Annotated in this window: 21 protein-coding genes; 16 read left to right on the top strand and 5 right to left on the bottom strand. The window is 57.4% G+C overall.

Going from position 1 to position 24,286, the window contains the following annotated elements; all coding sequences use genetic code 11:
- The 4 genes from F8562_RS13510 to F8562_RS13495 all read left to right on the top strand — a co-directional run.
- Window positions 1-198 (top strand): OadG family transporter subunit (locus F8562_RS13510; protein WP_151891898.1); only part of this gene is annotated, 198 nt, incomplete at its 5' end.
- Window positions 195-1,964, top strand: coding sequence for a sodium-extruding oxaloacetate decarboxylase subunit alpha (oadA, locus tag F8562_RS13505; protein WP_151891890.1), 1,770 nt, complete (start codon window positions 195-197; stop codon window positions 1,962-1,964). The genes F8562_RS13510 and oadA, both read left to right, overlap by 4 nt.
- Window positions 1,965-1,979: 15 nt before the next feature.
- Window positions 1,980-3,281 (top strand): oxaloacetate decarboxylase subunit beta, encoded by a 1,302-nt coding sequence (locus F8562_RS13500; protein WP_151891891.1) that lies wholly within the window; start codon window positions 1,980-1,982, stop codon window positions 3,279-3,281.
- 213 nt (window positions 3,282-3,494) lie between these two features.
- Window positions 3,495-4,196 carry a membrane protein associated with oxaloacetate decarboxylase gene (locus F8562_RS13495; protein WP_032720211.1) on the top strand — a complete coding sequence of 234 codons (702 nt, stop codon included), beginning with the start codon at window positions 3,495-3,497 and terminating at the stop codon, window positions 4,194-4,196.
- A gap of 27 nt (window positions 4,197-4,223) precedes the next feature.
- On the opposite strand, the gene degS is transcribed toward F8562_RS13495, so the two are convergent.
- The 3 genes from degS to zapG all read right to left on the bottom strand — a co-directional run bounded on the left by degS (window position 4,224) and on the right by zapG (window position 7,310).
- Window positions 4,224-5,285 (bottom strand): outer membrane-stress sensor serine endopeptidase DegS, encoded by a 1,062-nt coding sequence (degS, locus tag F8562_RS13490; protein WP_009651894.1) that lies wholly within the window; start codon window positions 5,283-5,285, stop codon window positions 4,224-4,226.
- An 86-nt stretch (window positions 5,286-5,371) separates the two neighbouring features.
- Window positions 5,372-6,739, bottom strand: coding sequence for a serine endoprotease DegQ (degQ, locus tag F8562_RS13485; protein ID WP_014226999.1), 1,368 nt, complete (start codon window positions 6,737-6,739; stop codon window positions 5,372-5,374).
- Window positions 6,740-6,911: 172 nt separating this feature from the next.
- Window positions 6,912-7,310: a Z-ring associated protein ZapG gene (gene zapG / locus F8562_RS13480; RefSeq protein WP_004854637.1), complete on the bottom strand. Its 399-nt coding sequence runs from the start codon at window positions 7,308-7,310 to the stop codon at window positions 6,912-6,914.
- Between the two features lie 190 nt (window positions 7,311-7,500).
- Here zapG and zapE point away from each other — a divergent pair, with 190 nt between their 5' ends.
- From zapE to nanQ, 11 genes are all read left to right on the top strand, one after another.
- Window positions 7,501-8,634 carry a cell division protein ZapE gene (gene zapE, locus F8562_RS13475; protein ID WP_014839642.1) on the top strand — a complete coding sequence of 378 codons (1,134 nt, stop codon included), beginning with the start codon at window positions 7,501-7,503 and terminating at the stop codon, window positions 8,632-8,634.
- Window positions 8,635-8,853: 219 nt separating this feature from the next.
- Entirely contained in the window at window positions 8,854-9,282 is a 429-nt protein-coding gene (rplM, locus tag F8562_RS13470; RefSeq protein WP_004106200.1) for a 50S ribosomal protein L13, read from the top strand.
- A gap of 15 nt (window positions 9,283-9,297) precedes the next feature.
- Complete coding sequence (rpsI, locus tag F8562_RS13465) at window positions 9,298-9,690, top strand: 30S ribosomal protein S9 (RefSeq protein WP_000829815.1); 393 nt, start codon at window positions 9,298-9,300, stop codon at window positions 9,688-9,690.
- Window positions 9,691-10,001: 311 nt separating this feature from the next.
- The gene (gene sspA, locus F8562_RS13460; protein WP_014226997.1) at window positions 10,002-10,640 is read left to right on the top strand and encodes a stringent starvation protein SspA; all 639 of its coding nucleotides are present in this window, start codon (window positions 10,002-10,004) and stop codon (window positions 10,638-10,640) included.
- Between the two features lie 3 nt (window positions 10,641-10,643).
- Complete coding sequence (gene sspB, locus F8562_RS13455; protein WP_014226996.1) at window positions 10,644-11,132, top strand: ClpXP protease specificity-enhancing factor; 489 nt, start codon at window positions 10,644-10,646, stop codon at window positions 11,130-11,132.
- Window positions 11,133-11,225: 93 nt separating this feature from the next.
- Window positions 11,226-12,032, top strand: a complete 807-nt coding sequence (nanR, locus tag F8562_RS13450) for a transcriptional regulator NanR (protein WP_032693266.1) — start codon at window positions 11,226-11,228, stop codon at window positions 12,030-12,032.
- A gap of 119 nt (window positions 12,033-12,151) precedes the next feature.
- A complete protein-coding gene (nanA, locus tag F8562_RS13445; protein WP_014839641.1) occupies window positions 12,152-13,045 on the top strand; it encodes an N-acetylneuraminate lyase in 894 nt (297 codons plus the stop codon).
- Window positions 13,046-13,151: 106 nt separating this feature from the next.
- On the top strand, window positions 13,152-14,639 hold the full coding sequence (locus F8562_RS13440) for an MFS transporter (protein WP_089046396.1): 1,488 nt from the start codon (window positions 13,152-13,154) through the stop codon (window positions 14,637-14,639).
- 49 nt (window positions 14,640-14,688) lie between these two features.
- A complete protein-coding gene (locus F8562_RS13435; RefSeq protein ID WP_014226992.1) occupies window positions 14,689-15,378 on the top strand; it encodes an N-acetylmannosamine-6-phosphate 2-epimerase in 690 nt (229 codons plus the stop codon).
- Window positions 15,375-16,247, top strand: a complete 873-nt coding sequence (nanK, locus tag F8562_RS13430; RefSeq protein WP_014226991.1) for an N-acetylmannosamine kinase — start codon at window positions 15,375-15,377, stop codon at window positions 16,245-16,247. Before F8562_RS13435 ends, nanK begins: the two co-directional genes overlap by 4 nt.
- The gene (nanQ, locus tag F8562_RS13425) at window positions 16,247-16,714 is read left to right on the top strand and encodes an N-acetylneuraminate anomerase (RefSeq protein ID WP_014226990.1); all 468 of its coding nucleotides are present in this window, start codon (window positions 16,247-16,249) and stop codon (window positions 16,712-16,714) included. Before nanK ends, nanQ begins: the two co-directional genes overlap by 1 nt.
- A gap of 71 nt (window positions 16,715-16,785) precedes the next feature.
- Here the strand turns inward: nanQ and gltD are convergent, their stop codons facing one another.
- The gene (gene gltD / locus F8562_RS13420; RefSeq protein WP_014839637.1) at window positions 16,786-18,204 is read right to left on the bottom strand and encodes a glutamate synthase subunit GltD; all 1,419 of its coding nucleotides are present in this window, start codon (window positions 18,202-18,204) and stop codon (window positions 16,786-16,788) included.
- A gap of 9 nt (window positions 18,205-18,213) precedes the next feature.
- Window positions 18,214-22,674, bottom strand: a complete 4,461-nt coding sequence (gene gltB, locus F8562_RS13415) for a glutamate synthase large subunit (RefSeq protein WP_025108152.1) — start codon at window positions 22,672-22,674, stop codon at window positions 18,214-18,216.
- A gap of 673 nt (window positions 22,675-23,347) precedes the next feature.
- Between gltB and F8562_RS13405 the strand changes: the two genes are divergently transcribed.
- The gene (locus F8562_RS13405; RefSeq protein ID WP_014226987.1) at window positions 23,348-24,283 is read left to right on the top strand and encodes a TIGR01212 family radical SAM protein; all 936 of its coding nucleotides are present in this window, start codon (window positions 23,348-23,350) and stop codon (window positions 24,281-24,283) included.
- Window positions 24,284-24,286: the final 3 nt, after the last annotated feature.

Raw genomic sequence — 24,286 nt, 5'->3', positions numbered from 1 at the left:
TTTCTGTTTCTGCTGATTTTCGCCATCCGCGGCATGTCCGCCGCCGTCAACCGCTTCTTCCCGGAACCGGCTCCCGCGCCGAAGGCCGCACCCGCCGCCGTAGCGCCCGCTGACGACTTCGCCCGCCTGGCGCCGGTGATTGCCGCCGCTATCCACCACCATCGCCGCTTAACCCTTAATTCACGGAGGAATCCATGACCGTTGCCATTACCGATGTCGTCCTGCGCGACGCCCACCAGTCCCTTTTCGCCACCCGCCTGCGCCTCGACGATATGCTCCCCGTTGCGGCCGCCCTCGATGACGCGGGCTACTGGTCCCTTGAATGCTGGGGCGGCGCCACCTTTGACGCCTGCATCCGCTTCCTCGGCGAGGACCCCTGGGTCCGCCTGCGCGAGCTCAAAAAGGCCATGCCGAAGACCCCGCTGCAGATGCTGCTCCGCGGCCAGAACCTGCTCGGCTACCGCCACTACGCCGATGACGTGGTGCAGCGCTTCGTTGAGCGCGCCGTCAAAAACGGCATGGACGTGTTCCGCGTCTTCGACGCCATGAACGACCCGCGCAATATGCAGGCCGCCCTGCAGGCGGTGCGCAGCCACGGCGCCCACGCCCAGGGCACGCTCTCCTACACCACCAGTCCGGCCCACACCCTGCAGACCTGGCTCGACCTGACCGAACAGCTGCTGGAGACCGGCGTCGATTCCATCGCGATTAAGGATATGTCCGGCATTCTCACCCCGATGGCGGCCTTCGAGCTGGTGAGCGAAATCAAAAAACGCTATGACGTCAGGCTGCACCTGCATGCTCATGCCACCACCGGGATGGCGGAGATGGCCCTGCTGAAGGCCATCGAGGCCGGCGTCGACGGCGTCGATACCGCCATCTCTTCCATGAGCGCCACCTACGGCCACCCGGCCACCGAGGCGCTGGTGGCGACGCTGGCAGGCACAAAACACGACACCGGGCTGGATATCCTGAAGCTTGAGAGCATTGCGGCGTACTTCCGCGAGGTGCGCAGGAAATACCACGCCTTTGAAGGCCAGCTGAAGGGCACCGACAGCCGTATCCTCGTGGCCCAGGTGCCGGGCGGGATGCTCACCAACCTCGAGGGCCAGCTGAAGCAGCAGAACGCCGCCCACCGTCTGGATGAGGTGCTGGCGGAAATCCCCCGCGTGCGCGAGGACCTCGGCTTTATCCCGCTGGTCACCCCGACCTCGCAGATTGTCGGCACCCAGGCGGTGCTTAACGTGCTGACCGGCGAACGCTACAGAACCATCGCGAAGGAGACCGCCGGGATACTGAAGGGCGAGTACGGCCACCCCCCGGTGCCGGTGAACGCGGCATTACAGGCGCGCGTGCTGGACGGAGCAGAGGCCATCACCTGCCGTCCGGCGGACCTGCTGAAGCCGGAGCTGGCGCAGCTGGAAGCCGACGTGAAGCGCCAGGCGCAGGAGAAGAATATTCAGCTTGCCGACAACGCCATCGACGACGTGCTCACCGTGGCCCTGTTCCCGCAGGTCGGCCTGAAGTTCCTTGAGAACCGCCACAACCCGGCGGCGTTCGAGCCGCTGCCGCAGGCTGAAGAGGTCAAACCGGCGGTGAAAGCAGAGAAACCGGCCGCCTCCGGCGTCTACACCGTGGAAGTGGAAGGTAAGGCCTTTGTGGTGAAGGTCAGCGACGGCGGCGATATCAGCCCGCTGACGGCAGCGGCCCCCGTTCAGGCCACGGCCCCCGCAGCCGCCCCGGCAGGTGCCGGCACCCCGGTGACCGCGCCGCTGGCGGGCACCATCTGGAAGGTCATTGCCACGGAAGGCCAGACGGTGGCCGAGGGCGACGTGCTGCTGATTCTGGAAGCCATGAAGATGGAAACCGAAATCCGCGCCGCGCAGGCCGGGACCGTGCGCGGTATCGCGGTGAAATCCGGGGACGCGGTGGCTGTGGGCGACACCCTGCTGAGCCTGGCGTAAGGAAGAGGAACGGAAATGGAAAGTCTGAACGCCCTGATTCAGGGCATGGGGCTGATGCACCTCGGCGCCGGCCAGGCCGTCATGCTGCTGGTGAGCCTGCTGCTGCTGTGGCTGGCCATCGCGAGGAAGTTCGAGCCGCTGCTGCTGCTGCCGATTGGCTTCGGCGGTCTGCTGTCGAATATCCCGGAGGCCGGGCTGGCGCTGACCGCCCTGGAGAGCCTGCTGGCGCACCACGACGCCGGACAGCTGGCGGTGATTGCCGTGAAGCTCCACTGTACGCCGGATGTCCACGCCATCAGGGAGGCGCTGGCGCTGGCCCTGCCGTCGGTGCAGGGGCAGATGGAGGAGCTCGCCGTGGATATGGGCTACTCCGCCGGGGTGCTGGCCATCTTCTATAAGGTCGCCATCGGCTCGGGTATCGCCCCGCTGGTGATTTTTATGGGCGTCGGGGCGATGACCGACTTCGGCCCGCTGCTGGCCAACCCGCGCACCCTGCTGCTGGGGGCGGCGGCGCAGTTCGGCATCTTCGCCACGGTGCTGGGGGCGCTGACGCTGAACTACTTCGGCATCATCAGCTTCACCCTGCCGCAGGCGGCGGCCATCGGCATCATCGGCGGCGCGGACGGGCCGACGGCGATTTATCTGTCGGGCAAGCTGGCGCCGGAATTACTCGGGGCCATCGCGGTGGCGGCGTACTCGTATATGGCGCTGGTGCCGTTAATCCAGCCGCCGATTATGAAGGCGCTGACCAGCGAGAAGGAGCGGAAAATCCGCATGGTGCAGCTGCGCACGGTGAGTAAGCGGGAAAAAATCCTCTTTCCGGCGGTGCTGCTGCTGCTGGTGGCGCTGCTGCTGCCGGACGCGGCGCCGCTGCTGGGGATGTTCTGCTTCGGCAACCTGATGCGCGAGAGCGGGGTGGTGGAGCGCCTGAGCGACACGGTGCAGAACGGGCTGATAAATATCGTGACCATTTTCCTCGGGCTGTCGGTGGGGGCCAAGCTGGTGGCGGACAAGTTCCTGCAGCCGCAGACGCTGGGGATACTGGTGCTGGGGGTGATTGCGTTCTGCGTGGGGACGGCGGCGGGGGTGCTGATGGCGAAGCTGCTGAACCTGTGCAGCCGGAACAAAATCAACCCGCTGATTGGCTCGGCCGGGGTGTCGGCGGTGCCGATGGCGGCCAGGGTATCGAACAAAGTGGGTCTGGAGTCGGACGCGCAGAACTTCCTGCTGATGCACGCGATGGGCCCGAACGTGGCGGGGGTGATTGGCTCGGCGATTGCCGCCGGGGTGATGCTCAAGTACGTGCTGGCGATGTAAATCGTTACCTTTCCCGGAGGCGGCGCGCTGCGCCTGTCCGGGCTACCGGATCGCAGACGGCTGTAAACCTGTAGCCCGGGTAAGGCGTCAGCCGCGACCCGGGGATTATCCCGGAGGCGGCGCTTAACGCGCCTTGTCCGGGCTGCCAGACTGCACGGACCCGTAGCCCGGTCAGCGCAGCGCCACCGGGAGATTTCCTATAAGGAGGCTTTGATGAATGAAACCATAACATTACGCCCCGAAAGCAGGGCATCGACAAAAGATGTCATTATCGATTACATGCTGGCATCAGTAGATGAAGTTGAACAACTGCAGCCCGCGCTTAACCTGTTAGCGCAACCATCAGTTGCCCGCGGAGGCCATGATTTTTTTGTCCATTGCTATGAGGCGGGTACGCAAAATAAAGCAGCTGAAACAGAACCGGCGCTACCTGATGCGGTATTTCGGGACTCCACGCCGTGGATGCAAAGAAGTGGGCTGCTGTGTGCCGCAGCGGGTCGCCTGAACGCCCTGGGCCAGCCGCTGACGCACAATCGTCTATGCGATCTGGCCGGTCAGTATTGCGCCAGCGTGGCGGATGCTGATGCCGAAACCCGCAGCGGTTTTTATACCGTACGCAGCATATCGCTGCCGGTTTACCGGCGGCTGCTGCGGGATAAGCATCCTTCTGGCATCTGTCTGCAGCAGGCGCTGCTGCACCTGCTGGCCTGGAAGAGCGATTCCCCCTGGGCCCGGCAGCAGGCTCAACGGTTGCTCTGGCAGGGCGGCGTTCTGGGGGATAAAGGCGAGTTTGCGCTCATGACGCTGGATGACGAGCTGCGGGAGCGCCAGTTTGCGTGGCCTGACCTGCGGTCGCTGCTGGCCATAACCGGGTTTCTGGCGACATTCCCGGCCGGGCCGCTATTTGCTGATTGAAAGGTGCTCCCCCGGCGGGGGAGCCTGTTAATTGGTTGCCGGATATTCCTGTACGGCGATATGCAGCGTGATTTTTTTATCGTCGCGCATAATCACCACCGGAATTTCCGAACCCGGACGAATCTCTGCGACCTGATCCATGGTTTCGAGGGCGGAAACGGCGGGCTTGTCGTTAACGGAAATAATCACGTCGTTGGCGCGGATACCCGCCTGGGCGGCCGGGCCTTCCGGCGCAACATCATTCACCACAATCCCCTGCAGCTGATCGATACCGCCGCCGCCCTGCGCATGCATCGGCGCAATTTCGCGGCCGCTGATCCCTATATAGCCGCGAATTACGCGGCCATCGCGGATCAGCTTATCCATAATCTTGGTTGCCAGCTGGAAGGGGATCGCAAAGCCGATGCCCTCCGGCGTTTCGCCGTCGTTGCTTTTATCAAATGACAGGGTGTTGATACCCATAAGCTCGCCCAGCGAGTTCACCAGCGCGCCGCCTGAGTTACCGTGGTTGATCGACGCGTCGGTCTGCAGGAAGTTCTGGCGCCCGGTGGGGTTCAGGCCGATACGGCCGGTGGCGCTGATAATGCCCTGGGTAATTGTTTGCCCGAGGTTGTACGGGTTGCCAATCGCCAGCACGACATCACCGATATGCGGCACGCGTTTCGGATTAATCGGAATGACCGGCAGGCCGCCGCTGGCGTTGATTTTTAATACCGCCAGATCGGTGAGAGTATCGGATCCGACCAGCAGCGCTTCAAAGACCCGGCCATCCTGCAGGGCAACAATAATCTGGTCGGCATCGTTGATAACGTGCTTATTGGTCAGGATATAGCCGCGCTGGTCCATGATCACGCCGGAACCGAGCGTTAGCTGGTTATGGCTGGTGCTGTTAAGGGCGCGGTTATAGACGTTCACGACCGCTGGGGCGGCGCGGCGAACGGCGGAATTATAGCTGGCGGGGGATTCATCCGCGCTATCGTACTGCGTGGTCGGCGAAAGCTGCCACTGGCGCAGCGAAGGCATAACGGCCAGCAGCAGGCCGCCGACAATCAAACCGATAAGTATCGAACGTAAAAACTTTCCAGGCATGATGCAGATATCGTTGATGGATAGACAGGCGCAGCATAACACGTCTTGTCCGGACATCGCACTGCACGCGATGCCCGGAAGGCGAGTTAACGCAGCAGCAGATAGATGCTTTCGCTGCCGCGAATGACGTTCAGCGCAATCACCGTCGGTTTGCTTTCGAGCACTTTGCGCAGTTCGGCAATGGAGCGCACGCGCTCGCGGTTGAGGCCAATAATAATATCGTCTTTATGCAGGCCCGCCTGCGCGGCCGGGCTGCCTTTATCGACATTATCAATGACGATGCCTTTGGTTCCGTCTTTCATCTGACCGTCGCTTAACGATGCGCCCTGCAGGGCCGGTGCGATAAGCTCGGCGCTGGCGGAAGAAGAGGTGCTCTTGTCCAGAGTGACTTCCACTTCAACGGGTTTTCCTTCGCGCAAGAGTCCTAGCTTCACTTTGGTGCCCGGCTCGGTCGTGGCGATGCGTGAACGCAGTTCGGCGAAGCTGTTGAGCGGTTTACCGTTGAGGCTGACGATAACGTCGCCAGATTTAATTCCCGCTTTGGCCGATCCGGAGTTTGGCAGGACCTCGCTGACGAACGCGCCGCGCTGGACGTCAAGGTTCATCGCTTTGGCGATATCCGCGCTCATTTCCATACCTTTAATACCCAGCAGGCCGCGTTTGATTTCACCAAACTGAATAAGCTGCTGGGAGAGGATTTTCGCCATATTGCTGGGGATCGCGAAGCCAATGCCGACGCTGCCGCCGCCCGGGGCCAGAATAGCGGTATTGATACCAATCAGCTCGCCGTTGAGGTTCAGCAGCGCGCCGCCGGAGTTGCCGCGGTTGATTGAGGCATCAGTCTGGATAAAGTTCTCCAGCCCCTCAAGGTTCAGGCCGCTGCGGCCAAGGGCTGAAATAATCCCTGAAGTGGCGGTCTGGCCCAGGCCAAACGGGTTACCGACGGCGACGGCGAAGTCGCCCACCCGCAGTTTATCGGAGTCGGCGATCGCGATTTGCGTCAGGTTGCTGGGTTTTTGCAGCTGCAGCAGGGCGATATCGCTCTGCTCGTCGCTGCCGACCAGTTTGGCATCGAACTCACGCCCGTCGTTGAGCTGGACGCTGATTTTCTGGGCCTGATTAATGACGTGATTATTGGTCAGCACGTAGCCTTTTGCGGCGTCAATAATGACCCCTGATCCCAGGCCTTCAAAAGGCTGCGCCTGCTCTTGCGGCGCGTTGTCGCCAAAGTACTTCTTCAGCTCTTCCGGCATATTTTGCGCGGGTGACGCGGTACCCTCAACCTGTACGCTCACCACCGCCGGCAACACTTTCTCCAGCATCGGCGCGAGGCTTGGCAACGCGCCCTGGCCGGGAACCTGTGTCGGTAAAGACGCTGCTGCCGGAGGTAAGGCGGACAACGACAACCCAATGCTTAACGCTAACGCACTCAACAGCAAAGTCGGTTTATTCATTAGTTGCTGGCTCTCGTAACCTAAGGTGTATGGGAAACGTCCCGAATGGCCCGATGTTATTGAATTTTCGACCCGGTAACAACGTGGGCAATCGTTAAATTGTAGCTGGGATGGAAGGTGGAAACGGGCGCAGAGGGTGCGCCCGGAAAATATTTTTACTGTCGTTGCCGGTTTAGTCGCGCTTTACGCCGCCGCGCAGCAGACCGGATGCGCCTTCAGAGTAGTCGCGCGGCATCTGGACCGGGGCCTGATCGTTGCCCGCTTCGGACTCTTCCAGACGATTGCGGAACGGGTTGGCGTCCGCCATGCTGTCCGGCAGCAGGTTGTTGGAGCTTTTCGCCATATGCTGATACAGCTGGCGGTAATCATGCGCCATGTTATCCAGCAGCTCTGCGCTCCGGGCAAAATGGCTCACCAGCTCTTCGCGGTACTCTTCCAGCTCTGCTTTATTCTTTTCCAGTTCGAACTGCAGCGCCTGCTGTTGGCGTAATTTGCGATTGCCAAAACGCATCGCGACGGCGCCGATAATGATGCCGACAACTAGCCCAATTAGCGCGTATTCCCAGGTCATGAACATCTCCCGTTGTTTTGTGGTTCCGTAGGGTGGCTGTGAGGCTCTCCGCCTGCGCCCGATAGTGCCACTATAACCGCTAATTCCACAGAAGTGGAATCCTGGCGTATCATCACGTAGTGTAGAGCGGCCTTTTTTTCGTCAATCGTGAGCTACGGCATTACGGTTTTCAAGGAATAACAATTAGATCATGCAAAGCCTGTCCCCAACATCGCGTTACCTTTCCTCTCTCAAGGAGGGGAGCCATCAACCTGACGACGTCCAGCGAGAAGCGGTCAGCCGCCTCGATACGATTTATCAAGAACTGCAGAATAAACCTTCGGTCGCGCCGCAAACCGGCGGCGGTCTGTGGGCCAAATTCGGCAAACTGCTGGGCAAGCGCGAACCCGTTGCCGAAACGGCTGCCGTTCGCGGCCTCTATATGTGGGGCGGCGTCGGCAGAGGAAAAACCTGGTTGATGGATCTGTTCTATCAAAGTTTGCCGGGGGAACGTAAACAACGTCTGCACTTTCATCGCTTTATGCTGCGGGTTCATGAAGAGTTAACGTCGCTGCAGGGGTACAGCGATCCGCTGGAAATCGTCGCGGATCGCTTTAAAGCTGAAACCGATGTGCTCTGCTTCGATGAGTTTTTCGTTTCTGATATTACCGATGCAATGCTGCTGGGCGGCCTGATGAAAGCGCTGTTTGCCCGCGGCATAACCCTGGTGGCGACGTCGAATATTCCGCCTGACGAGCTGTACCGCAACGGCCTTCAGCGCGCTCGTTTCCTGCCCGCCATCGACGCCATTAAACAGCATTGCGATGTGATGAACGTCGACGCCGGTATTGATTACCGCCTGCGCACGCTAACCCAGGCGCATTTGTGGCTGTCGCCGCTGAACGCTGAGACGCAGCAGCAGATGGATAAACTGTGGCTGGCGCTAGCGGGGGCGAAGCGCGAGCAGATGCCAACGCTGGAGATCAACCATCGCCCGCTGCCGACGCTGGGCGTTGAGAACCAGACGCTGGCGGCTTCCTTCGCCACGCTGTGCGTGGATGCGCGTAGCCAGCACGACTATATTGCGCTCTCGCGTCTGTTTCATACCGTGATGCTCTTTGATGTGCCGGTGATGACCGGGCTGATGGAGAGCGAGGCGCGGCGCTTTATCGCCCTGGTCGATGAGTTCTATGAGCGCCACGTCAAGCTGGTGGTCAGCGCGGCGGTACCGCTGTATGAGATCTATCAGGGCGAGAGATTAAAATTCGAGTTCCAGCGCTGTTTATCGCGCCTGCAGGAGATGCAAAGTGAGGAGTATCTGAAGCGGGAACACCTGGCGGGGTAAAACCGGGGACAAATCACATAAAGGGGTCGATCTTTGACCCCGACTTCTCTATAATCTTGCGACCCCACGTTACGAGAAGGTTTTTTTCCCAAAACTTTCTATGTGCCGGCATAGGCTATTCGAAGGGGTAGGTTTGCTGGACAATGTCGTGTGAACCTCAACTGACTAAACGTTTGGGTGTTCACCAACGTGTAACTTATTTATTTGGGTAAGCTTTTAATGAAAACTTTTACAGCTAAACCAGAAACCGTAAAACGCGACTGGTATGTTGTTGACGCGACCGGTAAAACTCTGGGCCGTCTGGCTTCCGAACTGGCTCTGCGCCTGCGCGGCAAGCATAAAGCGGAATACACTCCGCACGTTGATACCGGTGATTACATCATCGTTCTGAACGCAGAAAAAGTTGCTGTAACCGGCAACAAGCGCGAAGACAAAATGTACTACCACCACACCGGCCACATCGGTGGTATCAAAGAAGCGACCTTTGAAGAGATGATTGCCCGCCGTCCTGAGCGTGTGATTGAAATCGCGGTTAAAGGCATGCTGCCAAAAGGCCCGCTGGGTCGTGCTATGTACCGTAAGCTGAAAGTTTACGCGGGTAACGAGCACAACCACGCGGCACAGCAACCGCAAGTTCTTGACATCTAATCGGGATTATAGGCAATGGCTGAAAATCAATACTACGGCACCGGTCGCCGCAAAAGTTCCGCAGCTCGCGTTTTCATCAAACCGGGCAACGGTAAAATCGTTATCAACCAGCGTTCTCTGGAACAGTACTTCGGTCGTGAAACTGCCCGCATGGTAGTTCGTCAGCCGCTGGAACTGGTCGACATGGTTGAGAAATTAGATCTGTACATCACCGTTAAAGGTGGTGGTATCTCTGGTCAGGCTGGTGCGATCCGTCACGGTATCACCCGCGCTCTGATGGAGTACGATGAGTCCCTGCGTGGCGAACTGCGTAAAGCTGGCTTCGTTACTCGTGATGCTCGTCAGGTTGAACGTAAGAAAGTCGGCCTGCGTAAAGCACGTCGTCGTCCGCAGTTCTCCAAACGTTAATTGTTTTCTGCTCACGCAGAACAATTTGCGAAAAAACCCGCTTCGGCGGGTTTTTTTATGGATAAATTTGCCATTTCCCCTCTACAAACGCCCCATTATTACCACTTTTTCAGCATTTCCAGAATCCCCTCACCACAACGTCTTCAAAATCTGGTAAACTATCATCCAATTTTCTGCCCAAATGCAGGTGATTGTTCATTTTTTGTTTGGATGACGAACGAAATGAAGTCACGCAAATGGGGTTTTTACATCTGGCTGGCCATGCGTGGTCGGCAGCAGTACAAAAATTCTGAATATACCTGGAGGTTTTCATGGCTGTCGCTGCCAACAAACGTTCGGTAATGACGCTGTTTTCTGGTCCTACTGACATCTATAGCCATCAGGTCCGCATCGTGCTGGCCGAAAAAGGTGTTAGTTTTGAGATAGAGCACGTGGAGAAGGACAACCCGCCTCAGGATCTGATTGACCTCAACCCGAATCAAAGCGTACCGACGCTTGTGGATCGTGAGCTCACTCTGTGGGAATCTCGCATCATTATGGAATACCTGGATGAGCGTTTCCCACATCCGCCGCTAATGCCGGTTTACCCGGTGGCGCGTGGGGAAAGCCGTCTGTACATGCACCGTATCGAAAAGGACTGGTATTCGTTGATGAATACCATTCAGACCGGTACCGCTGCGCAGGCTGATACTGCGCGTAAGCAGCTGCGTGAAGAACTGCAGGCGATTGCGCCAGTATTCACCCAGAAGCCCTACTTCCTGAGCGATGAGTTCAGCCTGGTAGACTGCTATCTGGCACCGCTGCTGTGGCGTCTGCCGGTTCTCGGCGTAGAGCTGGTCGGTGCTGGCGCGAAAGAGCTTAAAGGCTATATGACTCGCGTGTTTGAGCGCGACTCTTTCCTCGCTTCTTTAACTGAAGCCGAACGTGAAATGCGTCTCGGTCGGGGCTAAATGATGGATGTATCACAGCTGACGCCGCGTCGCCCGTACCTGTTACGAGCGTTCTATGAGTGGCTGCTGGATAACCAGCTGACTCCGCATCTGGTCGTTGACGTCACTCTGCCGGGCGTAATGGTCCCGATGGAGTACGCTCGCGATGGGCAAATTGTTCTCAATATTGCCCCACGTGCTGTCGGTAACCTCGAACTGGCCAACGACGAAGTGCGTTTTAACGCGCGCTTTGGCGGCGTGCCGCGCAATGTCTCCGTGCCGATGGCGGCCGTGCTGGCGGTTTACGCGCGCGAGAATGGTGCGGGAACCATGTTCGAACCAGAAGCGGCTTATGATGAAGATGTCACTAGCCTGAACGATGACGAAGAGCTGCCTGACAGCGAAACGGTCATGTCGGTGATCGATGGCGATAAGCCGGATAATCACGACGACGATCCCGACGATACGCCACCGCCTCGCGGCGGGCGTCCGGCGCTGCGCGTCGTTAAATAATGTTTATCAGGCCCTTCGGGGCCTGTTTTATGATCTCAGCAAAATTCCTGTGTTAAAATGGAGCAGCCGTCACGTGCTGTCACAAATCACACAATGGTCCCTATGAGCGCATTTGATCCACAAGCCGAAGATACCCCATCCTCCATTGGCAACACTCTGGGCCGCCGTCCTCTGGCGCGCAAAAAGCTGTCTGAAATGGTGGAAGAAGAGCTTGAGCAGATGATTCGGCGCCGGGAGTTTGCGGAAGGAGAGCAGCTACCGTCGGAACGTGAGCTCATGACGTTTTTTAACGTGGGACGTCCATCGGTTCGTGAAGCGCTGGCGGCGCTGAAACGCAAGGGGCTGGTGCAGATTAATAACGGCGAGCGCGCCCGCGTGTCGCGGCCTTCTGCAGATACCATCATTGGTGAGCTCTCCGGCATGGCGAAAGATTTTTTATCGCACCCGGGCGGAATAGCGCACTTTGAACAGCTGCGCCTGTTTTTTGAGTCGAGTCTGGTGCGCTATGCCGCAGAGCATGCCAGCGAAAAGCAGCTTGAAAAACTCGCTCAGGCGCTAAAAATTAACAGCCAGTCGCTTGATGACAATGCCCTGTTTATCCGTTCTGACGTTGAATTTCACCGGGTGCTGGCGGAAATCCCCGGTAATCCAATCTTTATGGCTATTCATGTGGCACTGCTGGACTGGCTAATCGCGGCCCGGCCTAAGGTGCCAGAACGTGAGCTGCACGAACATAACAGCGTGAGCTATCAACAGCATATCGCTATTGTTGACGCCATTCGTCGTCGCGATCCTGATGAAGCCGATCGCGCCCTACAGACCCATCTCAACAGCGTATCCGCTACCTGGCACGCCTTCGGTCAGAAAGCTCAGCCCCGCAAACGATCCCCTCGCTCATGACGAGCGTTTAGTGAAGCAGATCGCATTATAAGCGATCTCTGTTACTATGCTTATTAAATTATCTGGTATAACAGGTATAAAGGTACATAGTTAATCGTAAAAGTTCAGATGAGGTCGTTATGGCAGTTAATTTACGTGGGGTTATGGCGGCGTTGCTTACGCCATTCGATAGTCAACAAAAACTGGATAAAAACAGCCTGCGTCGGCTGGTTCGTTTTAATCTGAGCCAGGGAGTTGATGGGCTATATGTGGGAGGCTCGACCGGTGAAGCCTTTGTTCAGAGCGGCTCAGAGCGCCAGGAAGTGCTGGAGATCGTGGCGGAGGAGGCGAAAGGTAAAATGGCTCTCATTGCCCACGTCGGCTGTGTGAGTACCCTCGAAAGCCAGCAGCTGGCTCGGGCTGCTGCAGGCTATGGCTTCGATGCCGTATCCGCCGTAACACCGTTTTATTATCCGTTTAGTTTTGAAGAACACTGTGCGCATTATCGGGCCATTATTGAGTCTGCTAATGGTTTACCGATGGTGGTGTACAACATTCCGGCGCTCAGCGGCGTTAAGCTGACTCTCGAACAAATTAATACGTTGGTGACTTTGCCTGGCGTTGGTGCGTTAAAGCAGACTTCGGGAGATCTGTTCCAGATGGAGCAGATCCGTCGAGCGCATCCGGATCTGGTGCTGTACAACGGTTACGATGAGATATTTGCCTCTGGCCTGTTGGCGGGTGCCGATGGCGGAATTGGTAGTACTTACAACATTATGGGCTGGCGTTACCAGGGCATTGTACAGGCATTGAAAGAGGGTGATGTTAGCAAAGCGCAGCAGTTGCAAAGCGGATGTAACAAGGCAATCGATCTGCTGATTAAAACCGGCGTATTCCGTGGATTGAAGAGTGTGCTGCACTATATGGATGTTATTGCTGAGCCGCTGTGCCGTAAGCCTTTTGGTCCGGTAGATGAAAATTATCTGCCGGAGCTGAAAGCGCTGGCGCAGCAGCTAATGCAGGAACGCGGCTGAACGGTGGTCGGGTGGCGAAAACGCTATCCGCTCAGCGATTTACCTTTTCCTGACCGGGTAAGCGAAGCGCTCCCGGAATGACAACGAAAATCGTCGGGAGAGTAAAATGAGTGCAACGACCCAGAACATCCCGTGGTACCGCCATCTCAGTCGTCCTCAGTGGCGTGCGTTCTCTGCTGCCTGGCTCGGATATTTGCTTGATGGTTTTGATTTTGTATTAATCGCCCTGGTACTTACCGAAGTTCAGGGGGATTTCGGCCTGACAACCGTTCAGGCTGCCAGCCTCATCTCAGCGGCTTTCATCTCTCGCTGGTTCGGCGGCCTGATGCTCGGCGCGATGGGAGATCGTTATGGTCGACGCCTGGCTATGGTCAGCAGCATTATACTTTTTTCCCTTGGTACTCTGGCCTGCGGTTTTGCGCCTGGCTATACCACCATGTTTTTTGCTCGTCTGGTTATCGGTATGGGCATGGCGGGAGAGTATGGTTCCAGCGCCACTTATGTGATTGAGAGCTGGCCCCGACATTTACGTAATAAGGCTAGCGGTTTTCTCATCTCCGGGTTCTCTGTGGGCGCTGTGATTGCTGCTCAGGTTTACAGTCTGGTGGTACCCGTTTGGGGTTGGCGAGCGCTGTTTTTTATCGGCATCGTACCTATCGTATTTGCTCTCTGGCTGCGGAAAAACATTCCGGAAGCTGAAGACTGGAAAGAGAAGCATGAGGGCAAAGCGCCAGTACAGACCATGGTCGATATCCTTTATCGGGGCAAACATCGGGTTATTAATATTCTGATGACCATAGTGGCAGCGGTTGCGCTATGGTTCTGCTTTGCGGGCAACCTGCAAAACGCCGGTATCGTGCTACTGCTGGGCGTGATGTGTGCCGTGATATTTATCAGCTTTATGGTGCAGAGCAGCGGCAAGCGCTGGCCTACGGGCGTGATGCTGATGGTCGTGGTACTTTTCGCCTTCCTTTATTCATGGCCTATCCAGGCACTGCTGCCGACTTATCTGAAAACAGAGCTGGCCTATGACCCCGCGACTGTGGCGAAGATTCTGTTTTTCAGCGGCTTTGGTGCGGCGGTCGGCTGCTGCGTGGGCGGGTTTCTCGGTGACTGGCTGGGAACGCGTAAGGCCTACGTTTGTAGTCTGCTGGCTTCACAGCTGTTGATTATTCCGGTCTTTGCTATCGGCGGCACAAACATATGGGTCCTTGGGCTGCTACTGTTTTTCCAGCAGATGTTAGGGCAGGGGATCTCCGGGATCTTACCGAAACTGATAGGGGGTTATTTCGACACCGATCAGCGTGCGGCCGGTCTTGGTTTTACCTACAACGTGGGGGCGCTGGGCGGCGCGATCGCGCCAGTGCTCGGCGCCCTGATCGCCCAGCGTCTCGATCTGGGCACCGCGCTGGGTTCACTCTCTTTTGGCCTGACGTTCGTCGTGATCCTGTTGATTGGTCTGGATATGCCGTCCCGCGTACAGCGCTGGATCCGTCCGGAAGCGATACGAACTCATGATGCAATCGATGGTAAACCACTGAGCGGTGCGGCGCCTTTTAGCGGTGACAAAAGCGGATTAGTTAAGACCAGATAGCGACAGCCTGGCGGTGGTGCCGGGCGAACAAATTTATCAGGGAGCGAGTATGTCTTTGCTTAAAGAACTGGATTTACGCATTAGCGCAAACGGCGGTCTTATTGTTTCCTGCCAGCCGGTACCCGGTAGCCCATTGGATAAGCCGGAGATCGTGGCTGCGATGGCGCTGGCGGCGGAGCAGGCCGGCGCAGTCGCGTTGCGCATTGAAGGTGTAGAGAACCTACGCGCGACCCGGTCGCGGGTGAGGGGGCCTGTTATCGGCATTATTAAACGTGATTTAGATGATTCACCGGTACGCATCACGCCATATCTGGAAGATATTGATGCGTTGGTGCAGGCCGGCGCCGATATTATCGCCGTTGATGGAACCGAGCGTGAGCGTCCTGTGCCCGTGTCAATGCTAGTGGCGCGTATTCATCAGCACAATCGGGTAGCGATGGCCGACTGTTCTTCTCTGAAGGATGGCCTGGCCTGTCACTCTCTCGGCGTGGAAATCATAGGCACTACGTTATCGGGCTATACCACGGCATATACGCCGGATGAGCCAGACCTGGAACTGGTAAAAGCGCTGACGGAAACCGGCTGCCGGGTAAATGCAGAAGGGCGTTATAACACGCCAGCTCAGGCGGCTGAAGCTATGCGCCGAGGGGCGTGGGCGGTGACCGTCGGTTCAGCGATTACCCGTCTTGAACATATTTGCCAGTGGTATAACGCGGCGTTAAAAGAGGCTCAGCCATGACTACGCTGGCGATAGATATTGGCGGTACAAAGCTCGCTGCAGCGCTGGTGGCTGATGACATGCTGATCCGCGACCGCCGCGAACTTTCCACCCCTGCCAGCAAAACGCCGGATGCGCTACGCGCTGCATTAGCAATGCTGGTTGGGCCTTTATACAGTCGGGCGAAGCGCGTTGCGATAGCCTCGACGGGTATTATTCGTGACGGTCATCTGTTCGCAATTAATCCGCAGAATCTGGGTGGACTTATGCACTTTCCGCTGGTGCAGGCATTAGAGGAGCTAACGGACCTGCCGACGCTGGCGGTGAACGATGCGCAGGCGGCTGCCTGGGCTGAATACCGGGCTATTGCTGGTAAGGTCAGCGATATGGCGTTTATTACCGTCTCCACCGGGGTTGGCGGCGGCGTGGTGAGTAACGGAAGGTTGCTTACCGGTGCCGGCGGTTTGGCTGGGCATCTGGGCCACACGCTGGCCGACCCTGACGGACCGCTTTGCGGCTGCGGTCGGGTAGGCTGCGTGGAGGCGATTGCTTCCGGGCGAGGGATTTCGGCAGCCGCGCGGGGCGCGCTTGCCGGCTGTGATGCGAAAGCCATCTTTACCAGCGCGGCTCGCGGGGATGCGCAGGCCCTGGGGCTGCTTGAACGCTCTGCGCATGTCGTAGCGCGACTGATCGCCGATATAAAAGCAATAACCGACTGTCAGCATGTGGTGGTCGGCGGCAGCGTCGGCATGGCTGCTGGTTATCTGGAACGGATACGGAAGTACCTGGCCTGGGAACCATCGGTGTATCACGTAACGCTGAGTACGGCGCACTATCGACATGATGCCGGATTGCTGGGAGCGGCGTTGTTAGCCAGAGGAGATAAATGATGCTGATGGGAGATATCGGGACGCTGGCGGATACAGGGTTGCATCCGGTGCTGGCGGAAGCGTTAACGTTGGCATTAGCCGCCAGGCCGCAGGACAAGGCACCGGGCCGCTATGAACTGCGTAGCGAGAATCTCTTTATGAACGTTATGGCGTTTGTCCCTCTTCCTCCGAAAGGGAAAAAAGCGGAGCTGCATCAACGATATATTGATATTCAGCTGCTGCTGACAGGTGAGGAGCGGATTTTTTATGGGACGATTGGCTCTGCGCGGCAATGCGACGAATGGCGCGCGGAGGATGATTATCAACTCTGCGCGGAGATAGCTCATGAGCAGTCTGTGACATTGAAGCCAGGGATGTTTTTGGTGTTTATGCCGGGTGAGCCACACAAGCCTGGATGCGTAATAACAGAGTCCGCAGAGATTAAAAAAGTGGTGATTAAAGTGCGCTCTGATTTGTTAAGCGCATAAATAAGCCCGATGGGATTACCATCGGGCTTAGCGTCATTTAGCCGGATAACGCTGCTATCCGGATTTTCGCATTACACTTCCAGGTAGTTCAGGATGCCGTCAGCTGCCTTACGGCCTTCGGCAATCGCCGTCACTACCAGATCGGAGCCGCGAACGATATCGCCACCGGCGAAGATTTTCGGGTTGCTGGTCTGGAAGGCGTTGTCGCTGCCTTCCGGCGCAATCACGCGGCCCTGAGAATCGAGCTCAACGCTGTGCTTTGCCAGCCATTCCATGCTGTGTGGGCGGAAACCAAACGCCATCACCACGGCATCGGCGGGCACCACATGCTCAGAACCGGCCACGATTTCCGCGCGGCGGCGGCCTTTTGCATCCGGCTGGCCCATCTCTGTACGCGCCATCTTCACGCCGCAGACTTTACCGTTGGCATTCACTTCAATGCCCAGCGGCTGAACGTTGAACTGGAATTCCACGCCTTCTTCACGCGCGTTTTTCACTTCGCGCTTCGATCCCGGCATGTTCTCCTCATCACGGCGATAGGCGCAGATGACGTGGGCGGCGTTCTGGCGGATCGAGGTGCGCACGCAGTCCATTGCGGTGTCGCCACCGCCGAGAACCACGACGCGCTTGCCTTCCATGCTAACGTACGGTTCATCCGCCGTTTCACCAAAGCCCATGATCTGCTTGGTATTGGCGATGAGGAACGGCAGCGCATCAAAGACCCCGCTGGCGTCTTCGTTTTCCAGCCCGCCGCGCATAGACTGATAGGTTCCGACGCCGAGGAACACCGCGTCGTAATCTTTCAGCAGATCGTCGAGCTGTACATCGCGGCCCACTTCGATATTCAGTTTGAACTCGATGCCCATACCGGTAAAGATCTCGCGACGACGGGTCATCACCTCTTTTTCCAGCTTAAAGGCCGGAATACCAAAGGTCAGCAGGCCGCCGATTTCCGGATGGCGATCGAAGACCACCGCCTTCACGCCGTTACGGGTCAATACGTCGGCGCACGCCAGCCCCGCCGGGCCCGCGCCGATGATGGCGACGGTTTTACCGGTTTGTTTTACGCCGGTAAGGTCAGGACGCCATCCCATTTCGAACGCTTTATCGTTGATATAGCGCTCAATATTACCGATGGTTACCGCGCCGAACTCATCGTTCAGCGTGCAGGAACCTTCGCACAGGCGGTCCTGCGGGCAAACGCGCCCGCACACTTCCGGTAGGGTATTGGTCTGATGCGATAGCTCCGCCGCTTCAAAAATACGCCCTTCGTTGGCCAGCTTCAGCCAGTTCGGGATGTAGTTATGAACCGGGCACTTCCATTCGCAGTACGGGTTGCCGCAGGACAGACAGCGGTCTGCCTGCGCTTTAGCCTGGCCTTCTGAAAACGGCTCGTAAATTTCCACAAATTCAATTTTACGGATCTTCAGCGCTTTCTTTGGCGGATCAACTCGCTGTAAGTCGATAAATTGATAGACATTCTGACTCATCTTAACCCCTTACTGCGCCTGCACCCGCAGCTCAGCTGCGGAACGACTACGGTGACCCAACAGTGCTTTAACATCGCTGGACTTCGGTTTAACCAGCGCAAACTTCGCTGAGAAGGCCGGCCAGTTAGCCAGAATCTCTTCACCGCGCTGCGAACCGGTAAGCTGCACGTGCTCGGTAATTAAACCGCGCAGGTGCTCTTCATGGATGGCCAGAGAGTCAACGTCCAGCACTTCTACCAGCTCAGGGTTCACGCGTTTGCGGAAGTCGCCGTCTTCATCCAGAACGTAACCAAAGCCGCCGGTCATGCCTGCGCCAAAGTTGACGCCGGTTTTGCCCAGCACGCAGACGATACCGCCGGTCATGTATTCACAGCCATTGTCGCCAATGCCTTCGACGACGGTGATCGCACCGGAGTTACGTACCGCGAAACGCTCGCCTGCACGACCCGCAGCATACAGACGACCGCCGGTCGCACCGTACAGGCAGGTGTTGCCGATGATGCTGGCCTCATGGCTACGGAAGGCCGAGCCTACCGGAGGACGAATGGCGAGCAGGCCGCCGGCCATCCCTTTACCCACATAGTCGTTCGCGTCGCCGGTCAGATGCAGCTCAACGCCGCCGGCATTCCACACGCCGAAGCTCTGACCCGCGGTACCGCTAAAGTGGGCGATAATCGGATCGGCTGCCAGGCCCTGGTCACCGTGGGTCTGGGCGATATAGCCGGACAGCGATGCGCCAACGGAGCGGTCGGTGTTGCGGATATCGAACCAGAAAGTTTTGCTCTGCTTGCTGTCAACGTACGGTTTTGCCTGCTGCAGCAGCTGAGCATTGAGTACGCCATTGTCGAACGGCGGATTGTTCTCTGTGCAGTACAGCGCTTTGCCGGGATGCGGCTCCGCGGTTTCCAGCAGCTTGCTCAGATCCAGCTTCTGCTGTTTGGCGGTAAAACCGTCCAGCTCTTTCAGCAGGTCGGTACGGCCAATCAGATCCACCAGACGCTTCACGCCCAGTTGCGCCATCAGCTCGCGCGTTTCGCGGGCGATGAATTCAAAGTAGTTGGTGACCTTAAACGGCAGACCGTGATAGTGGTTCTTACGCAGTTTGTCATCCTGAGTCGCTACGCCGGTTGCGCAGTTGTTCAGGTGGCAAATACGCAGATATTTACAGCCCAGCGCGACCATCGGGCCGGTACCGAAGCCGAAGCTCTCAGCCCCGAGGATGGCCGCTTTGATGATATCAAGGCCGGTTTTCAGACCGCCGTCCACCTGCAGACGAATTTTGTGGCGCAGCCCGTTGGCAACCAGCGCCTGCTGGGTTTCCACCAGTCCCAGTTCCCACGGACAACCCGCATACTTCACGGAAGAGAGCGGGCTGGCGCCGGTGCCGCCGTCGTAGCCGGCAATGGTGATCAAATCCGCATAGGCTTTGGCTACGCCGGTGGCGATAGTCCCGACGCCCGGTTCAGAAACCAGCTTCACGGAGATCATCGCTTTCGGGTTAACCTGCTTCAGGTCGAAAATCAGCTGAGCCAGATCCTCGATAGAGTAAATATCGTGGTGCGGCGGCGGGGATATCAGCGTTACGCCGGGTACGGAATAGCGCAGCTTGGCGATATAGGGGGTGACTTTATCACCCGGCAGCTGGCCGCCTTCGCCGGGCTTCGCGCCCTGAGCGACTTTAATCTGAATAACGTCGGCGTTAACCAGGTAAGCCGGGGTCACGCCGAAGCGGCCGGAGGCGACCTGCTTGATGCGCGAGACTTTATTGGTGCCGTAGCGTGCCGGGTCTTCACCGCCTTCGCCGGAGTTGGAGTTACCGCCGATGCTGTTCATGGCTTCCGCCAGCGCTTCGTGCGCTTCCGGGCTCAGCGCGCCGATAGACATCGCCGCGGTATCGAAGCGTTTAAACAGTTCGCTGGCCGGCTCAACGTCGTCCAGGTTCACCGTGGTTCCGTCCGGCGTTACGCACAGCAGATCGCGCAGCGTTGCCGCCGGGCGCTCGTTAACCAGCTTCGCGTACTGCTGGTAATCGCTGTATTCGCCGCTTTGTACCGCTTGTTGCAGCGTGCGCACCACGTCAGGGTTATAGGCGTGATATTCGCCGCCGTGGACGTATTTCAGCAGGCCGCCCTGATCCAACGGTTTACGCGCCAGCCAGGCACGTTTCGACAGGTTCAGCAGATCCTGCTGGAAATCCTCGAAGCCCGCGCCGCCGATACGGCTGACGACGCCCTGGAAGCACAGGTCGGACACTTCGCGATGCAGACCGACCGCCTCAAACAGCTTCGAGCAGCGATAGGAGGCAATGGTCGAAATCCCCATCTTCGACATGATCTTATACAGACCTTTGTTGATGCCGTTACGATAGTTCAGCATCACCGCGCGGTACGCTTTGTCGATGGCTTTGTTATCCACCAGCTTCGCCAGGGTTTCATAGGCGAGATACGGGTAGATAGCCGTCGCGCCGAAGCCGAGCAGCACGGCAAAGTGGTGCGGATCGCGGGCGCTGGCGGTTTCGACAATAATGTTGGCATCGCAGCGCAGGCTCTTATCGACCAGTCGGGTCTGGATCGCGCCTACCGCCATCGGAGCCGGTACCGGCAGACGGTTTTTGGCGATGTTGCGGTCAGAGAGCACCAGCAGAACGGTACCGCTGCGCACCATTTGTTCGGCTTTATCGCACAGCGCCTTCACGGTTTCAGCCAGCGTGGTTTCGGTGGCATCAAAAGTGATATCCAGGACGTCGGCGCGATAGTGCTCCTCTTCCATGGTGGTCAGCTGTTTAAAATCGGAGTACAGCAGAATCGGCGACTTGAAGCTCAGGCGGTGCGCCTGGCCTTCCGCTTCGCAGAAGACGTTCATTTCACGGCCGATGCTGGTGGCCAGCGACATGACGTGCGCTTCGCGCAGCGGGTCGATCGGCGGGTTGGTCACCTGCGCGAACTGCTGGCGGAAGTAATCGTAAATGATACGCGGCTGGCTGGAGAGCACGGCAAATGGGGTATCGTCGCCCATTGAGCCGACCGCTTCCTGGCCGTTTTCACCCAGTACGCGCAGGACGGAGTCCAGCTCTTCGGCGCTGTAGTTGAACTGTTTCTGGTAGCTGGCGAGGGTATCATCATCCAGCTGGCGGCTACCGACTTCTTCATCCGGCAGCTCTTCGAACGGCACCAGACGACGGACGTTTTTCGCCATCCACTCTTTATACGGGTGACGGCTTTTCAGATCGTTGTCGGTTTCCGCGGAGTGCAGAATACGCCCCTCGCGGGTATCGATAACCATCAGCTCGCCCGGGCCGACGCGGCCTTTTTCAACCACTTCATCCGGCTGGTAATCCCAGATACCGACTTCGGAGGCGCAGGTGATGAGCTTATCTTTCGTGATCACATAGCGCGCCGGACGCAGGCCGTTACGGTCGAGGTTACAGGCGGCGAAACGACCATCGGACATCACGATGCCCGCCGGGCCGTCCCACGGCTCCATATGCATGGAGTTAAAGTCAAAGAACGAACGCAGCTCAGGATCCATGTCCGGGTTGTTCTGCCAGGCTGGCGGAACCAGCAGGCGCATCGCGCGGATAATGTCCATCCCGCCCGCCAGCAGCAGCTCCAGCATGTTATCCATCGAGCTGGAGTCAGAGCCGGTTTCATTGACGAACGGCGCGGCGTCGTGGAGATCCGGGATCAGCGGCGTCTGGAACTTATAGGTACGGGCGCGGGCCCACTGGCGGTTACCGGTGATGGTGTTGATCTCGCCGTTGTGCGCCAGATAGCGGAACGGCTGCGCCAGCGGCCAGCGCGGCACGGTGTTGGTGGAAAAGCGCTGGTGGAACAGGCAGATTGCCGACTCCAGGCGCAGGTCCGCGAGGTCCAGGTAGAAGCGCGGCAGATCCGCCGGCATACACAGACCTTTATAAATGTTGACCAGGTTCGACAGGCTGCAAACGTAGAAATCTTTATCTTCCTGCAGACGCTTTTCGATACGGCGACGCGCGATGAATAAACGGCGTTCCATATCGCGCGGACGCCAGCCAGCCGGGGCGTTCACAAAGATTTGTTCAATACGAGGCAGCGAGGAGAGGGCGATTTCACCGAGAACGCCTTCATTGGTCGGCACATCGCGCCAGCCGACGATAGACAGCGTTTCGCGTTGAAGTTCTTCTTCGACGATGCGGCGCGCCGCTTTGGCCAGTTCAGGATCCTTATTAAGGAACAGCATCCCAACGGCATAATTTTTGGCTAAACGCCAGCCGCGCTCTTCCGCAACAATTCGGAAGAAACGATCGGGTTTTTGTAGCAGCAAGCCACAACCGTCGCCGGTTTTTCCATCGGCAAGAATCGCGCCGCGGTGCTGCATTCGGGCCAGTGCGTGTATAGCGGTTCGCACTACCTTGTGGCTAGGTTCGCCTTCTATGTGGGCGATCAGGCCGAAACCACAGTTATCCCTCTCAAGGGATTTATCGTACAACATATCAGTGAACCTCCCCAGGCTCTACGGGACACCCTCCGATACCGATTGCGCACGGGCACAGAAAGAGCATGGCGACGGGGTTTACACCTCGCATTCGCCCTCTTTAAATCCTTTTCGCATCGGTACACAAGTTTGAGGACTTGCTGTTAAGAGGGAATCTCAATTACTGCATAAATATGATGAGCAGAGCACTCATCCAGAAAGCTTCCAGCGGATTCCCAACTTATCGGGAATCCACACATACGTCAAATGGCAATCTTATTTATACAAAAATGTGCTATACAACACCTAATTTAATGATTTTTAAGAAAATAATGGCATTTTAAATGCCAGGGAAACGTACCGGTCGTCATAATTGAGTGTGATCTGTCTCACTATATCGACGGCGAGACATTATCCTTCTGTGCTGAATTGTTTTTTCATTGCAGTTTTTTAAACTGGTTTTTGTTTGATTTGCGGTGACTGATACTGTTTTATGCCCTGGTAAAGATAATGGCAAATCAGCGGCTATATATAAGGAAAACTCATTACCATAAGGATGAATTAAATTGCAGTTATCTTGAGTGTTTATGCAATGAGATAGGCGGCCGCGTTGACGATTGATCCAGGTCATCGCCGTCGGTAGCTAAAAATGGCAGGCTTGGCCCCTTTCTTAAGGCCGGTCTATCAGATTATGCAGTTACAAAAATTAGTCAATATGTTTGGTGGGGATCTTATGCGCCGCTATGGTGAAAAGGTTCATAAACTGACGCTGCATGGTGGATTTAGCTGCCCAAATCGCGATGGCACTATTGGTCGCGGCGGCTGTACGTTCTGTAATGTCGCCTCTTTTGCCGATGAAGAGCAGCAGCACCGCTCGATTGCTGAACAGCTGGCCCATCAGGCGCAGCGGGTGAATCGCGCAAAGCGCTATCTGGCCTATTTCCAGGCTTATACCAGCACTTTTGCCGAGGTGCAGGTGCTGCGCGCCATGTATCAGCAGGCGGTCAGCCAGGCGAATATTGTCGGGCTATGCGTAGGGACTCGCCCGGACTGCGTCCCCGGCGCGGTACTGGATCTGCTGACTGAATATCGGGAGCAGGGGTATGAAGTCTGGCTCGAGCTGGGGCTACAGACCGCGCATGATAAAACGCTGCACCGAATCAATCGCGGCCACGATTTTGCCTGCTATCAGCGAACCACCCGTCTGGCACGCGAGCGCGGCCTCAAAGTGTGTAGCCACCTTATCGTGGGCCTGCCGGGCGAAGGGCAGCGTGAATGCCTGGAGACCTTAGCGCAGGTGGTGGAGACCGGCGTAGACGGCATTAAGCTGCATCCACTTCATATTGTGAAGGGCAGTATTATGGCCAGGGCGTGGCAGGCCGGCAGGTTAAACGGTATTGCGCTGGAAGCGTATACGGTCACCGCAGGAGAGATGATTCGCCATACTCCGCCAGACGTGATTTATCACCGTATCTCCGCCAGCGCCCGACGCCCGACGCTGCTGGCGCCGCTGTGGTGTGAGAACCGTTGGACCGGGATGGTTGAGCTGGATAAATATCTCAATGAATACGGCGTGCAGGGGTCAGCCATCGGGCGTTGCTGGATCTCTCCGGCTGCTGCCGAATAACGT

This window comes from Klebsiella sp. RCJ4 (genome assembly GCF_009025755.1).
GTDB lineage: Bacteria > Pseudomonadota > Gammaproteobacteria > Enterobacterales > Enterobacteriaceae > Klebsiella > Klebsiella michiganensis.
Note: the sequence above shows the minus strand (reverse complement) of the source record. Positions and strands in the feature narration are given on the sequence as shown.